The sequence below is a fragment of the Aminobacter sp. UC22_36 genome (genome assembly GCF_044056035.1).
GTDB lineage: Bacteria > Pseudomonadota > Alphaproteobacteria > Rhizobiales > Rhizobiaceae > Aminobacter.
The window spans coordinates 4,641,167-4,655,376 of the sequence record NZ_CP171996.1 but is presented as its reverse complement, the minus strand read 5'-3'; the positions used below and the strand labels follow the sequence as shown (position 1 = coordinate 4,655,376).

The window sequence follows — 14,210 nt, the reverse complement described above, 5'->3', positions numbered from 1 at the left end:
ATGACCGATCACGTTGTCAATGCGGGACTTGCGACCGCTGCAGCCGAACGCCAGGAAGCCACTCGCAATCGTGAGGCCGCTGAACGCGGTGATGCGCCGCTTCTCCCCTCTGAAAGGCTCTGGGGCTTCTGGGAATTCACCTACGCCAACTCGGCGCTCGCCATCGCCACCTGGGCCTTCCTGATCGGTGGCGCCATCGGCCTCTTCGTCGGGCCGAAGGAAGGCATAGCGGCCATCGTCATCGGCAACATCGTCGGAGTCGTGCTGACGGCGCTCGCCACGACGCCGCTCTCCGGCCGCTATGGTATCGAGCAGTTTGTCGCGCTGCGCAGCCAGTTCGGCTACAACGGCAGTCGCGTCGTCTATGTGCTTGCCGTCGTCGTGCTGACCATGGGTTGGCTTGCCGTGCTGGCCATGATGTTCGGCCGCTCGATCGATGGCCTCGCCGCGCTGAGCGCGGGCGAGGCGGCCAATCCGACTGGCATCAAGATGGTCATCGCCGCCGTCGGCGCCATCCTCGTCACCTGGTTCATCGTCGCCAAGGGGCCGACCTCGATCAAGTTCTTCAACATGGTCGTCTCGCCCGCGCTGGTGATCCTGATGATCGTGATGCTCTACCTCATCCTCCAGAACCGTTCCTTCACCGAACTCCTGGCGATGCCGGCGCTTGCACCGCCCTTTGAGGACGACACGCTCAACTTCATCATCGCCGTCGAGGTCAACCTTGCCGCCGGCTTCTCCTGGTGGCCCTATATCGGCAACCTCGCGCGCCTCACCAAGAACGAGCGCACCGCCTTCTGGCCGAACATCCTGGGCATCTTCGGCGCCGCCGCTCTCGGTGAAATCGTCGGCCTGCTCGCCGCCGTGGCCCTTGGTGAAAGCGATCCGACGATCTGGATGACCAGGATCGCCGGCCCGATGATCGGCATCATCGCCCTGCTCTTTGTTGCCTTCGCCAACATGACCTCGATGGCGAACATCCTCTACACCTCCATCGTCGGTCTCAGGCAGGTGGGAACGGCATCCGTGCGCGCCATTTCCTGGGGCACGATCCTCTTCCTGTTCTGCCTGATCCCGCTCGGCCTCGTGATCTTCTATCCGCAGATGTATGACGGCTTCTTCATCTTCCTGGTCTGGACATCGGCGCTCAATTCCGCGCTCGCCGGCATCGGCATCGCCGATTATTTCTTCCTGCGCGGCCAGAAGCTGGACATGCGCAGCCTGCATGGCCCGCAGGAAAACGGTCCCTACCGCTTCTGCGCGGGTTTCAACCCGATCGGACTCGCAGCCCTTGCCATCGGCTTCATCGTCTATGTGATGATCTTCAATCCGCAGACGCTGGCGAGCGTTCCGGCCTTCAAGTACCTGACCGCCTCTGTGCCCTCCTGCCTTGCTGCCGGCTGCGTCCACTATGTCCTGACCCGGCTGTTTGCCCGCGGGCGCGGCTGGGGGCTCTATCCTTAACCTCTGGATGACCGCCATGACCGAGACCTACGACTACATCATCATCGGCGCCGGATCGGCCGGCTGCGTGCTCGCCAACCGCCTCTCGGAAGATCCGGCCACGAAGGTGCTGGTCCTGGAATATGGCGGTAGCGACAAGTCCGTCTTCATCCAGATGCCGACGGCGCTGTCCATCCCGATGAACGGCACCAAGTACAACTGGAAATACATGACCCTGCCTGAGCCGGGTCTCGACGGCCGCCGGGTCCATTGTCCGCGCGGCAAGGTCATCGGCGGCTCCTCCTCGATCAACGGGCTCGTCTATATGCGCGGCCACGCCCGCGACTTCGATGAGTGGGAGGAACTGGGGGCGCGCGGCTGGCGCTACGCCAATTGCCTGCCCTATTTCCAGCGCGCCGAAAGCTGGCAGGACGGGGGCGACGCCTATCGCGGCGCCACCGGCCCGCTCGCCACCAATGCCGGCAACAAGATGAAGAACCCGCTCTACAAGGCCTTCGTCGATGCCGGCCACGAGGCAGGCTACATCACGACGGAAGATCCGAACGGCCATATGCAGGAAGGTTTCGGCCCGATGCACATGACCGTCAAGGACGGCGTACGCTGGTCCACGGCCAATGCCTATCTGAAACCGGCGATGAGCCGACCGAAGCTCACCGTCATCACCCATGCCATGACGCGGCGCGTGCTGCTCGAAGGTAAGCGCGCCGCCGGCGTCGAGTATGAACTCGGCGGCGAACGCGTCGTGGCCAAGGCGAGCCGAGAGGTCCTTATTTCCTCCGGCCCAATCGGCTCGCCGCATCTTTTGCAACGCTCCGGTATCGGCCCGGCGGCGATGCTGCGGCAGGCGGGTGTCGAGGTGCTGCACGATCTGCCCGGCGTCGGCGAGAACCTCCAGGACCATTCCGAGGTCTACATCCAATACGCCTGCAAGGAGCCGATAACGCTCAACGGCAAGATGGGGCTCTTGAGCCGCGCCCTGATCGGCGCGGAATGGCTGCTGTTCAAGAAGGGACTTTCGGTCTCCAACCATTTCGAGAGCGGCGGTTTCATCCGCTCCGATGCCGCGCTCGAATGGCCGGATATTCAGTTCCACTTTCTGCCCGCTGCCATGCGCTATGATGGCAAGAAGCCGCTCGACGGCCACGGCTTCATGGTGCTGACCGGACCGAACAAGCCGAAAAGCCGCGGCCATGTGCGCCTGCGCTCACCCGAGGCGCACGAGCAACCCGACATTCTCTTCAATTATCTCGACCGAGAGGAGGACCGCGAGGGCTTTCGTCGTTGCCTGCGGCTGACCCGCGAAATCGTCGCACAGCCGGCCTTCGACAGGTTCCGTGGCGAGGAGATTGCCCCCGGCAAGGATGTGCGCGGCAATGACGAGATCGACGCCTGGGTCCGCGAGACGATGGAAAGCACCTACCACCCTTGCGGCTCCTGCCGCATGGGCGAGGACGAGATGGCCGTCGTCGACAGCAACCTCAAGGTTCGCGGCCTCGAAGGGCTCCGTGTCATCGACAGCTCGGTGTTCCCCTCGGAGCCGAACGCCAACCTCAATGCGCCGACCATCATGCTTGCCGAACGGGCTTCCGACATCGTGCGCGGAAAACCGCTGCTCGCCGCTTCCAATGCGCCGGTGGGCCTTGCCCCCGGCGTCGGGGTCAGCCAGCGTAGCGGCAATCCCATGCGCGTCGTCCAACATTGAGTTGGCCGGGAGGCGGGGATGGTGGAACGTGGAATTGGCTATGTGGTCTGCCGACAGGATCGTGACGAACCGGAGGAGCCGCACGATCGGGCTCTCTTCATGGAGGCCTTCCTTCGCGGGCTGCGAGCCCGCTTCCCCTGCTTGTTTGCCTTGGTCATATCGCAGCGGCATCACAGCCGGGCGAGTGCCTCGGCGAGACGACCGAGATAGGGCTTCATGCGCTCTGCCGGAACACCCGCATAACCGAGGATGAGCGCATTGGCCCGGGCTGCCGGGCCGATCGCATAGTCGGACAGCGGATAGCATTGCAGCCCGGCCTCGATTGCTGCGCGATGGGCGGCCCGATCCTCTCGCCCGCCGTCCAGCCAGGCGAGCGCATTGAGCCCGCTTTCGGAACAGTCGATGCGGGCAAGGCCGGCGAGAGCTGCATGACCGGCCTCCTTGAAGGCTTCGCGGCGCTCGGCATAGAGGCTGCGCATGCGGCGCAGATGGCTGGCGAAATGCCCGCCCCCGATGAATTCGGCCAGTACGAGCTGGCTTTCCACCGGCACGCTGCGATGGATGAGGCCGGCAAGGTTGCGGAACGCGCCGACGAGCGCCGGAGGCAGCACGAGATAGCCGATGCGAATGCCCGGATAGAGCGCCTTGCTGAAGCTGCCCGCATAGATCACACGGCCGTGGCTGTCGATGGAGCGCATCGAGGGCAGCGGCGCGCCGTCATAGCGGAACTCGCTGTCATAGTCGTCCTCGATGATCCAGGCATCGTTTGTCCGTGCCCATTCCAAAAGTGCAAGCCGGCGCGCCAGCGAGAGCGTCACCCCGAGCGGATGGTGTCGCGAGGGCATGACGAAGGCGAGACGCACATCGGGGTGGCGCGCCATGGCACCGGCGACATCCATGCCATCGGCATCTACATCCACGGGGCACAGGTTCAGGCCAAGCGTGCGGAAAAGGTTGCTGGTGGTGACAGGGCCGGGATCCTCGAACCAGATACCGTCGCCGGGATCGGCGAGCGCCAGCGCCGCCAGCGTGAAGGCGGCGTGTCCTCCTGGCGTAATGACGATCTGCTCGGGGTCACAGGGATCACGCCGGTGCAGGGCGAGGTACTCGGCGATCCGCTGTCGCAGCACCAGTTCACCCGCGACATCGCCATAGCCCATGGCTGCCTTGCCGCCGCGCGTCACTGAATTCCAGCATTTGCGCCATTGGGCGAAGGGAAAACGGTCGAGCGCCGGCTGGTTGGGCAGGAAGGGCCGATGCTCCATCTTGCCGATCTCGGCCGACACTCCACCCGCCAGGGTACCGATCTGCGACAGCCGCGGCGGTGCATCGCCCAGTGGTTGTGCGGCACCGGGCTGTGGCTGCTGGCGGGGCAGGGCGGTCGAAACGAACGTGCCGGCGCCTTGTCGCGCCTCCAGATACCCCTCCGCCTTCAGGTTTTCCAAGACGCGAACCAGCGTCTGGCGCGACAGCCCCAACTCCTGGGCCAGGATGCGGCTTGCCGGCAGACGCGTGCCTGCGCGCAAGTGCCCGCGCAGGATCGCCGTGCGCAATTGGTCCTGCACCTGCCGGAACTTCGGCAGCGAAGCGGAACCTTCGAGGCGAAGGAAGGGCAGGATCGGGCCCTCGAACTGCTTGGCCAAGGTAATGTCCTAAAATTGGTCTAGTCAAATGCATGATAATGGACGTTTTATTGTTGTCCAATTGTTACATGCTCTACCTACACGAGAACGCACCGATGCAGCCCCCAAAGGACGCAGACAGGTGCCAGGGGAATCGGCGCGAACGGCAGGGCCGACGGCCGGACGCAAGGATCAACGCAGCCATCGCCCACGAACCGTCGCTGACGGTCAACAGGAGGACTTCATGAACCGCTTCATCTCGCGCGCATTCGTTTCCGCGCTCGCCCTCGCGGCGGCCTTGCCGGCTGTTGCTCGGGCAGAGCCGGCACAGGACCTCGTCGACGCCGCGACCAAGGAAGGCATGCTGACGGTCATCGCCCTGCCGCATGACTGGTGCAATTACGGCGAGGTCATCGCCAGCTTCAAGGCGAAGTATCCTGGCATCACGGTCAATGAGTTGAACCCCGATGCCGGCACGGCCGATGAGTTGGAGGCGATCCGCGCCAACAAGGGCAACACTGGCTCGCAGGCCCCCGACGTCGTCGACCTGGGTCTCGCCTTTGCGCCGACTGCTGCCAAGGAAGGCTTATTGCAGCCTCACAAGGTGGCCACCTGGGACGAGATCCCCGATAACATCAAGGACGCGAGCGGCTACTGGTATGGCGACTACTATGGCGTCATGGCCTTCGGCGTGAACAAGGACCTGCTGGCGACGGCGCCAGCCGACTGGTCGGACCTTTCCAAGCCCGAATATTCCGGTGCGGTGGCGCTCACCGGTGATCCGCGTTCCTCGGCGCAGGCAATCCTGGCGCTGATGTCGGCGGGTATCTCGCGCGGTGCCAAACCCGGTGCCGAATCCGGCGCCAAGGGTCTGGAACTGTTTGCTGAGCTGAATAAGGCCGGCAACTTCGTGCCGGTGCTCGGCAAGGCCGGCACGATCGCACAGGGCCAGACGCCGATCGTCGCCGCCTGGGACTACAACCTGCTTGCCTGGCGCGATGCGTTGAACGGCAATCCGCCGATGGAAGTCGTAGTGCCCAAGAGCGGCGTGGTGGCCGGTGTCTATGTCCAGGCGATCTCGGCCTATGCGCCTCATCCGAACGCAGCAAAGCTCTGGATGGAATATCTCTATTCCGACGAGGGCCAGACCGGCTGGCTGAAAGGCTACTGCCATCCGGCGCGCTTTGCCGCCATGCTGAAGGCCGGAAAGTTCCCCCAGGACCTGCTCGACAAGCTGCCGCCGGCCGAAGCCTATGAAAAGGCGATCTTCCCGGCCGTCGAGGAACTGGACGCCAACAAGACGGCCATCACAGGGGGATGGGACAAGGTCGTCGGCGCCAACATTAAGTAAGCCGCGTACACGGTAGGAAGGCCCGCTTGCGGCGGGCCTTTCGCCATCGCGCCCGTTGGGAACAATCGGATGACGACAATCGCCCTATCTCTGCCATCGGTGCGGCAGCCGAGGCAGGTGCTCAGCTGGTTCGGGGTTGCCCCCTTCTTCCTCTTCGCCCTCCTGTTCCTGATCTTGCCGACGCTCAACATCGTTGTTGGCGCCTTTCGCAATCCGCAGGGGCAGGTCACGCTGGAGAACGTCGGCAAGCTGCTCTCGCCCTCCATCCGCTCAGCCTTCTGGATCTCGATCGAGCTCAGCCTGCTGACGGCGGTGCTCGGCTGCCTTTTCGGCTTCCTCATTGCCGCCGCCATCACCCTCGGTGGCCTGCCGCGCCCGTTGCGCAATGCCATCCTGACCTTTTCCGGTGTTGCCTCCAATTTCGCCGGCGTACCGCTCGCCTTCGCCTTCATCGCGACGCTCGGACGCCTCGGCTTCGTCACCATGCTGTTGCGCCACTGGTTCGGCATCAATCTCTACGGCAGCGGCTTCAACATCGTCTCGTTCCTCGGCCTCGCGCTCACCTATCTCTATTTCCAGATTCCACTGATGGTGCTGATCATCACGCCGGCGCTGGAAGGCTTGAAACGTGAATGGCGCGAAGCTGCCGAAAGCCTTGGGGCTTCCGGCGCCCAATATTGGCGCATGGTGGCGCTGCCGGTGCTGTGGCCCTCGCTGCTCGGCACGCTGGCGCTGCTCTTCGCCAATGCCTTCGGTGCCGTCGCCACCGCCATTGCGCTCACCGGTTCCTCGCTGTCAATCGCGCCGATCGTGCTCTTCGCGCAGATCCGCGGCGACGTGCTCAACGATCCGCATCTTGGCTACGCCATCGCCTTTGCCATGATCGTGCTGACGGCCATCGCCAACGGCATCTACATCCTCCTGCGCATGCGTGCCGAAAGGTGGCTCAAATGACAGGAAAGCAGCTGTGGTCCTGGCTCGCCGTCGCGTTCGCCGGGCTCTATTTCCTGCTGCCGCTGGTCGGCATGTTCGATTTCTCGATGCGCATGCAGCGTGGCGTCTATTCGTTCGAAGCCTATCGCATCGTGCTCGCCGATCCGCAGTTCCAGCAGACCTTCGGCTATTCGGTCGCGCTGGCTTTGCTGACCATCGTCCTCGGCATCCTGCTCGTCGTGCCGACCGCCTATTTCGTACGCTTGCGCTTTCCAGGCCTTCGGCCGGCCATCGAGTTCATAACGTTGCTTCCTCTGGTCATCCCGCCCATCGTCATCGTCTTCGGCTACATCCGCATCTACAACACCTCGTCCGTGCTGCCGCTGACGGGGAGCTGGTGGGGGACGAACATCCTGCTGCTCTGTGGCTATGCGGTGCTGTCGCTGCCCTACATGTACCGCTCGGTGGATACGGGCCTGCGCGCCATCGACATCGCCAGCCTCACCGAGGCAGCGCAGTCGCTCGGTGCCGGCTGGGCACGCATCCTTGCGGTTGTGATCCTGCCGAACGTCTTCGTCTCGGTTCTGTCGGGGGCCTTTTTGACCTTCGCCATCGTCATTGGCGAATATGTCTTCGCCGCCCTGCTGAACGTCAATTCCTTCGGTCCCTACATGGTCTGGATGGGCGGTAACCGGGCCTACGAGCCTTCGGCACTCGCCGTCGTCGCTTTCGCCATCACCTGGGCCTGCATGGGGCTGATCCAGCTTTTCACCCGCTTTTCCAAATTCTCCACTGCGAGGCGCTGACCCGTGTCCTTCCTCGATATTCGCCATCTGCAAAAATCCTTTGGCGCGCATCGCGTCGTGAAGGACTTCACCCTCGGCATCGAGAAGGGCGAGTTCGTTTCTTTCCTCGGCCCATCCGGCTGCGGCAAGACCACCGTGCTGCGCATGGTTGCCGGCTTCGAGACGCCGACATCGGGCGCCACCAGCATCGACGGACGCGACGTCACGGGCCTGCCGGCCAACCGGCGCAAGATCGGGATGGTGTTTCAAGCCTATGCACTTTTCCCGAACCTGACGGTGGCGGACAACATCGGCTTCGGCCTCAAGGTGGCCGGGGAAGGCAAGGCGGAGATAGCACGGCGGGTTGCCGAAATGCTGGAGCTGATCGGCCTGCCACAACTCGGCAGCCGCTATCCCTTCCAGCTCTCCGGCGGCCAGCAGCAGCGCGTGGCGCTGGCCCGCGCGCTCGCGCCGCGGCCGCAGGTGCTGTTGCTCGACGAGCCGCTGTCGGCGCTCGATGCGAAGATCCGCGTCAGCCTGCGCGAGGAAATCCGCCGTATCCAGCGTGACCTCGGCATCACCACGATCTTCGTAACCCATGACCAGGAGGAGGCGCTGTCCATGTCGGACCGCGTCGTTGTCATGCACCAGGGCGTCGCCGACCAGGTCGGTACGCCGTTCGAAATCTACAACCGGCCGGCGACGCGTTTTGTCGCCGAGTTCGTCGGCACCCTGAACCTTATCGACGCCGATCTGATCGATTCCGCAGCTGGCCACATCCGGCTGGCCGGTGTGCCGGTGACGCTGGACAGAGCGCCGCCGGGCCGCGCCGGGGAGCGTATCAGCCTGGCGCTCCGGCCTGAGACGGTGGCGCTCGGGCGCGGGGGAGGCGACATCGTCCTGCCGGGTCGGATCACTGAGGTGCATTTCCTCGGGCCGGTGATCCGTGTCCGCGTCTCGGTGGAAGGCGGCGGCTCAATCGCGCTCGACACGTTCAACCAGGCCGACAGGCCGCCCCCTTCGATCGGAGCGACGGTCGATATCAGCATGTCGCAGCGCGACCTTCTGGTGCTCGCCGCCTGATGGGTCTCGAAGCCTTGAAATCACCAGCGAAGGAGCTGGCACATTGATCGACATGCCTTGGAATACGGCGCAGTTCGCCGACTGGCGGGCACGTATTGCACAGCTTCCGATGCAAAGCCGCGCCCGGCTTGCCGCACGTGCAAGGAGCGCGCCGCTCTTCGCCCATGCCTATGCCTTTCATCTCAACATGCGCTTCGGCGGCATGACGCCGCTGCACCTTGCCGAATTCACCAAGGAGCAGGGGCTTTGCGGGCTGAAGATCCATGTCGAGGACGGCGAAGGCGCAAGTCTTGCCCGCATGCGCGATGCGGCGCTACGCGCCTACGGAACAGCGATAAGCCATCTTGGGCTGGAACTGCATGTCGAGACCAGCACGACGGAGGCGGACGGGCTCGGAGACGCCGTGCGGATCGCTCTTGCCACCGGTGCCACCTCGTTGCGCTGCTATCCGCGTTATGAGGGACGCGTTTCCGACATCATCGCCTGGACGATCGCCGACCTCCGCCGGTTGACCACCCTCGACCCCGAGGGAAAACTGCGTTTCACGCTCGAGCAGCACGAGGACCTCAAGTCGGATGAGCTGATCCGCATCCTGCAGGCCGTCGCCAATCCTCGCCTCAGCCTGCTGTTTGATTTCGCCAACATGATCAATGCCTATGAAATGCCGCTGCCGGCGCTCGCCGCACAGGCGCCCCATGTCACCGAAGTGCATGTCAAGGATTGCCTGGTGATGCCGGATCGTGGCGGCTGGGCGCATCTGGCCTGCCAGTCGGGTGGCGGCCACCTGCCGATGCAGGCGATGTTCGTGGACCTGCTGCTTCTGGGCGAGGGCCGGCCGCAGATCCTGGCCTTCGGGCTGGAGGAGGAGGAGGGCTATTTCGCTCCCGCCCTGCGCTTCACCGCCGAAGAGCCCGACCCGTTCATTCCGGCCCGCTCCGCCAGTTTCACCGACCTTGGAACCGACGACCTCTCGGCGCGGTTGCAACAGGAGGCCCTAGCCGCCCATCGGCAGGTCGAAACCGTCAGGGCGATGCTGGATGAGATCGCCGCCGAAGCTGAAAGGACCCAAGAATGAACCAAGGCCCCGCCTGTCCCCCCGCCTGCCTGGCGCTCGCTCATGCGATGGCGGATGCCGCCGCCCAAGTGATCCGCCCGCATTTCCGCACGCGTATCGCCATCGACGCCAAGGCCGATGCCAGCCCCGTCACCGTTGCCGATCGCGATGCCGAGGCCGTGATGCGGCGGATGATCGAAGCTGAGTTTCCCGACCACGGCATCAGGGGCGAGGAGTTGGGCGCCTGCCGCACCGACGCCGAATGGGTCTGGGTGCTTGATCCGATCGACGGCACGAAATCCTTCGTCTCCGGTTCGCTTGCCTTCGGCACGCAGATCGCGCTCCTCCATCGGGGCGAGCCGGTGCTCGGCATGATCAACCAGCCGATCACGGGCGAACGCTGGGTCGGGGCGGGGGGCATGGCCATCCTTAGCGGGGAGCCGATCCGCACCAGCGAAAGGACCGCGCTCGATCAGGCGATCCTCTACACGTCGGCGCTCGAACAGTTCGACCGGCCACGCCATGACCGGTTCTCGGCGCTTGCCGCCAGTGTCCGCTTCACCCGGCTGTCGCACGACTGCTACGCTGCGGGTCTTCTCGCACTTGGCGGCATCGATCTTCTCATCGAAAGCGATGTTTTCGACTATGACATCCTCCCGCAAATGCCCATCGTGCAGGCTGCGGGCGGCATCGTGACCGACTGGGACGGGCAGCCGATCAAGGACGCTCGGAGATACGCAACAGTGCTGATGGCGGCGAACGGCGAGCTCCACAGGGCCGCATTGGATATCCTTTGCCGCGTATGATTTTCAGTCGAGCGACCAGTGTAGCTGGTTGGCGGCTGATAGTTGCAGGTGAGCATTGGTCGTCTCGTTGAACTGCCAATGGGAGACGAGCCCGATGGGTCGCTTGCCGAAGGTCCGCTGCAACCAATTTGCCTTTCGAAGCGGACCATCCGCTGACGGCCCCCGATTAGGACCTTGGCGGGGCGAATGCACTATGAACGCGCCGGACAAGCCTTCGACAATCTCGCAGTTAAAACATTGCAGGCCGGATGCGTCCCCAACAACCCGTCCGTGTGCTCGGCCGAGCCAGGCCGTCTCCACCCTCCGACCCGGTTTGATTCCATCGCGTCGCACCAAGGCTTCGGCAGTCTGCTTGCCGCAATTGCCACCCTGTGTTCAGGCGCTGTTCGCGCGACCCGCGGAAGGTTTACTTGAGGCCTCCAGCCAGCCCTCGCACCAAGTATTTCTGGAAGAACGCCAGGATGAAGAGGATCGGAACGGACGCAATGAGTCCGATTGCAGTGAGGCGCCCCCAGAACGTTTCGTCCTCGGTGATCAGCGTCGCGATGAAGGTCGGCAGCGTGAACTTCGACGGTGTCTGGATGAACAGCATCGCGTAGGCGAACTCGTTCCAACTGATGATGATCAGCAGGACCAGCGTTGCCGCTATGCCAGGTGCCATGATTGGCAGGACGATGGTCAGCAGTCGGCGCAGCAGGCCGGCGCCGTCCATCATCGCAGCTTCCTCATAGCTTGGAGAGACGTCGCGGACGAACCCGATCAGCATCCAAATCGCAAAAGGCAAGGTGTAGACCTGATAGACGAAGATCAGGCCGGCATGCGTGTCGAGCAGGTTCACGCTCCGCAATACCTGATAGAGCGGGATTGCCAGGACCAGCGGCGGGGCGAGCTTCACCAGCAGGACAAACATCAGGAACCCTGCGTCGAGCCGCTTGGGCAACTGCATCCGCACCAGGGCATAAGCCGCGGGAAAGCCTACGGCGAGCGATAGTGCCGCAGCGCCGAGCGTCACGACCAGGCTGTTGAGGATCTTGCCGGCAACGTCGTCGCGGCCGAGCAATTCCTGGTAGTGCGCAAGGGTAGGGGCATCCGGCAGCAGTGCCACGGATGTCGATACGTACTCCATCGGCGGCTTGAACGATGTCGCCGCCATCCAGATGATCGGCAGCAGCATGACGGCCGTCACCACATAGACCAATGGCGAGTGCAGCTTACGCATTTCGGCCTTCCTTCAAGATCTTCGCCGCATAGATGCAGGCCAGCATTCCTGCCAGCACCACCATGATCATCGCGACTGCCGACGCCATGCCGATTTCGGAAAACTTGAACCCGAGACGGTAGAGGTAGACGGACAGCGTTTCCGTCGACTGACCTGGCCCGCCGCCGGTCAGCGCGAAGACCTTGTCGAAGATCTTGAAGCTGTCGATCGACCGCAGCAGCGCGGCCAGGGCGATGTGCGGCATCAGGAGCGGAATGGTCACGGTCATGAGCACGTGCACCGGACCGGCACCGTCCATCCGCGCGGCTTCGTAGATTTCCTTGTCGATCGACTGCAGGCCTGCCAACAGGATCAGGAACACGAATGGAACGGTCTGCCACACGTCAACCAGCACGATCGAGTACAGTGCAATGCGCGGGCTGGACAGCCAGGCAACGCGGTCAAGGCCAACAGCGGCAACGACGTTGTTCAGATAGCCGTAGTCATAGTGAAACCAGGCGCTCCAGATTGCCGTCACCACCATCGTCGACAGGACGAATGGCGCGATCAGCAGGGTGATCACCACCGCGCGGCCGGGAAAGCGCCGGTTGACGAGCAAGGCCAGGGCCAGTCCCAGCGCGACCTCGGCAACGGTGGCAAGAATCGTGAACCAGACCGTGTTGGAAATCGCCGTCCGGAAGAATCTGTCCGAGCCAAGGCGAACGTAATTCTGGACCCCGACGAAACGCGCGTCTTCAAAGCCGTATTCCGTGGCGAAGAAGGACAAGGCAAGGCCCCGACCCAAAGGATAGGCCGTGAGAGCCGCCAGCAAGACAGACGCTGGCAGGATCATCAGGAAAGCTGAGCTGCTGCTATTGGACTTCATGAAAGGAATTACGCAGCAGGCGAACCTGCTGCGCCTCATCGATTTGAGTTAGTTGGCGATGGCGTCAGCGATGCGCTGATTGGCCTCGGCGAGGGCGTCTGCGGGCTTCATCTCGCCAATCAGGGCAAGCTGCAGATAATCTCCGATGATCGCCTCGATCTTTGCCCATTTCTCGGTCCGCGGGCGCGGCTTTGCGATCTGCAGGGCCGCGTACTGGGCCGGATACCAACGATAGGCGGCGAGAATTTCCGGATCCGCGTAAACGCTGGCGCGTGTCGGCGGATTGCCTGTCTCGAGGGCCAGACGCTTCTGCATCGACGCGGACGTCAGGAAATTGATGAAATCGCGCGCGCGCTCCTTGTTGGCGGAGCTTTCCGGCACGGCCACAAGCCATGACCCTAGCATCGGTGTGGAGCCGGCATTCTGGCCGGGCGCCGGCATGACTTCCACCTGACCGGGCACCTTGGAAGTCTTCGGGTCGTCCATCGATGGGACCCAGGCAGGCCAGACCTCGATGGATATCGCGGTGCTGCCCTGCTGGAGTGCGTCGCGCACCTCCGTCGCGTCATAGGTCTCGACGCCCTTCGGTGCGTATTTGGCAAGCTCGAGGAACATGCCAAGCGCGGCATTTGCGTTTTGGCTGTCCAGGACCGCCTGCCCGTCGGCGTTGATGACGTCTCCGCCATAGGCCCAGAGAATGGGAAGGAAGCCGGTGACGATCGGGTTGGCCTTCTTGCCCCGGAACACCAGGCCGGATGGACCCTTGCCGCTTTCGGAGATTGTCTTCGCGGCTGCCAGCACGTCGGTCCACTTCTGTGGCGCCGCCAGGCCATGCTGGGCGAGGATATCCTTGTTGTAGGCAAACATTTCGACATTGCCGACGAACGGTACTGCAAAGTAGGCGCCGGTGCCGACGGGGTGGCGGGCGACATTGCGCGTGGTGGCAACGAAGTCGTCGTCCACACCGCCGCCCAAGGTATCCAGATTGGCAAGCCAGCCCTTCGACATGAATTCAGGCGCCCAGGGATCGTCGAGCATGATGACGTCGTAGGCCGACGACTTCTCACGCATCGCGATGGTGACCTTTTCGAGCAGGCCGGAGCCATTCAGTTCAAGCTGCTCGAACTCGACGTCGGGATGCTTTTCCCGATACGCCGCGGCCGCGATCTTGAGCGCCTGGCCATAGGCGCCGTCACGTCCTGCTATGACCAGCTTGTCCGCCCAGGACGTCGATGCAGGCAGCATCAATACGAGCGCAAGCCCGCTCAGTATGTTTTTCATGCGAGGGTCCTCCCTGACGCCACACTTGATTGAAAACGCTTTCAA

At 63.4% G+C, this 14,210-nt stretch carries 12 protein-coding genes; 8 read left to right on the top strand and 4 right to left on the bottom strand.

All coding sequences use genetic code 11. The annotated features are described in order from the left end of the window. Positions 1-1,464, top strand: coding sequence for a purine-cytosine permease family protein (locus tag ACHMW7_RS26195; RefSeq protein ID WP_395448314.1), 1,464 nt, complete (start codon positions 1-3; stop codon positions 1,462-1,464). A 16-nt stretch (positions 1,465-1,480) separates the two neighbouring features. After that, positions 1,481-3,166, top strand: a complete 1,686-nt coding sequence (gene betA / locus ACHMW7_RS26190) for a choline dehydrogenase (protein WP_395448313.1) — start codon at positions 1,481-1,483, stop codon at positions 3,164-3,166. A gap of 170 nt (positions 3,167-3,336) precedes the next feature. On the opposite strand, the gene ACHMW7_RS26185 is transcribed toward betA, so the two are convergent. Next, complete coding sequence (locus ACHMW7_RS26185; RefSeq protein ID WP_395448312.1) at positions 3,337-4,809, bottom strand: PLP-dependent aminotransferase family protein; 1,473 nt, start codon at positions 4,807-4,809, stop codon at positions 3,337-3,339. Positions 4,810-5,032: 223 nt separating this feature from the next. On the opposite strand from ACHMW7_RS26185, the gene ACHMW7_RS26180 reads away from it, so the two are divergent. From ACHMW7_RS26180 to ACHMW7_RS26155, 6 genes are all read left to right on the top strand, one after another. Further along, the gene (locus ACHMW7_RS26180; protein ID WP_395448311.1) at positions 5,033-6,139 is read left to right on the top strand and encodes an ABC transporter substrate-binding protein; all 1,107 of its coding nucleotides are present in this window, start codon (positions 5,033-5,035) and stop codon (positions 6,137-6,139) included. A 69-nt stretch (positions 6,140-6,208) separates the two neighbouring features. Next, positions 6,209-7,093, top strand: coding sequence for an ABC transporter permease (locus ACHMW7_RS26175; protein WP_395448310.1), 885 nt, complete (start codon positions 6,209-6,211; stop codon positions 7,091-7,093). Beyond that, entirely contained in the window at positions 7,090-7,878 is a 789-nt protein-coding gene (locus ACHMW7_RS26170; RefSeq protein ID WP_395448309.1) for an ABC transporter permease, read from the top strand. The genes ACHMW7_RS26175 and ACHMW7_RS26170 overlap by 4 nt, the downstream gene beginning before the upstream one ends. Before the next feature lie 3 nt (positions 7,879-7,881). Further along, positions 7,882-8,940: an ABC transporter ATP-binding protein gene (locus ACHMW7_RS26165; RefSeq protein ID WP_395448308.1), complete on the top strand. Its 1,059-nt coding sequence runs from the start codon at positions 7,882-7,884 to the stop codon at positions 8,938-8,940. A 52-nt stretch (positions 8,941-8,992) separates the two neighbouring features. After that, positions 8,993-10,015, top strand: a complete 1,023-nt coding sequence (locus ACHMW7_RS26160) for a sugar phosphate isomerase/epimerase family protein (RefSeq protein WP_395451446.1) — start codon at positions 8,993-8,995, stop codon at positions 10,013-10,015. Beyond that, complete coding sequence (locus ACHMW7_RS26155) at positions 10,012-10,800, top strand: inositol monophosphatase family protein (protein ID WP_395448307.1); 789 nt, start codon at positions 10,012-10,014, stop codon at positions 10,798-10,800. Before ACHMW7_RS26160 ends, ACHMW7_RS26155 begins: the two co-directional genes overlap by 4 nt. 406 nt (positions 10,801-11,206) lie before the next feature. On the opposite strand, the gene ACHMW7_RS26150 is transcribed toward ACHMW7_RS26155, so the two are convergent. The 3 genes from ACHMW7_RS26150 to ACHMW7_RS26140 form a co-directional block, all read right to left on the bottom strand. Continuing rightward, complete coding sequence (locus ACHMW7_RS26150; RefSeq protein WP_395448306.1) at positions 11,207-12,019, bottom strand: carbohydrate ABC transporter permease; 813 nt, start codon at positions 12,017-12,019, stop codon at positions 11,207-11,209. After that, complete coding sequence (locus ACHMW7_RS26145) at positions 12,012-12,785, bottom strand: carbohydrate ABC transporter permease (protein ID WP_395448305.1); 774 nt, start codon at positions 12,783-12,785, stop codon at positions 12,012-12,014. Before ACHMW7_RS26145 ends, ACHMW7_RS26150 begins: the two co-directional genes overlap by 8 nt. A gap of 147 nt (positions 12,786-12,932) precedes the next feature. Further along, complete coding sequence (locus ACHMW7_RS26140; RefSeq protein ID WP_395448304.1) at positions 12,933-14,165, bottom strand: ABC transporter substrate-binding protein; 1,233 nt, start codon at positions 14,163-14,165, stop codon at positions 12,933-12,935. Positions 14,166-14,210: the final 45 nt, after the last annotated feature.

Coding starts and splice junctions, on each gene's coding strand:
- ACHMW7_RS26195 (WP_395448314.1), top strand. CDS start 1: ATGACCGATCACGTTGTCAATGCGGGACTTGCGACCGCTGCAGCCGAA.
- betA (WP_395448313.1), top strand. CDS start 1,481: ATGACCGAGACCTACGACTACATCATCATCGGCGCCGGATCGGCCGGC.
- ACHMW7_RS26180 (WP_395448311.1), top strand. CDS start 5,033: ATGAACCGCTTCATCTCGCGCGCATTCGTTTCCGCGCTCGCCCTCGCG.
- ACHMW7_RS26175 (WP_395448310.1), top strand. CDS start 6,209: ATGACGACAATCGCCCTATCTCTGCCATCGGTGCGGCAGCCGAGGCAG.
- ACHMW7_RS26170 (WP_395448309.1), top strand. CDS start 7,090: ATGACAGGAAAGCAGCTGTGGTCCTGGCTCGCCGTCGCGTTCGCCGGG.
- ACHMW7_RS26160 (WP_395451446.1), top strand. CDS start 8,993: ATGCCTTGGAATACGGCGCAGTTCGCCGACTGGCGGGCACGTATTGCA.
- ACHMW7_RS26155 (WP_395448307.1), top strand. CDS start 10,012: ATGAACCAAGGCCCCGCCTGTCCCCCCGCCTGCCTGGCGCTCGCTCAT.
- ACHMW7_RS26150 (WP_395448306.1), bottom strand. CDS start 12,019: ATGCGTAAGCTGCACTCGCCATTGGTCTATGTGGTGACGGCCGTCATG.
- ACHMW7_RS26140 (WP_395448304.1), bottom strand. CDS start 14,165: ATGAAAAACATACTGAGCGGGCTTGCGCTCGTATTGATGCTGCCTGCA.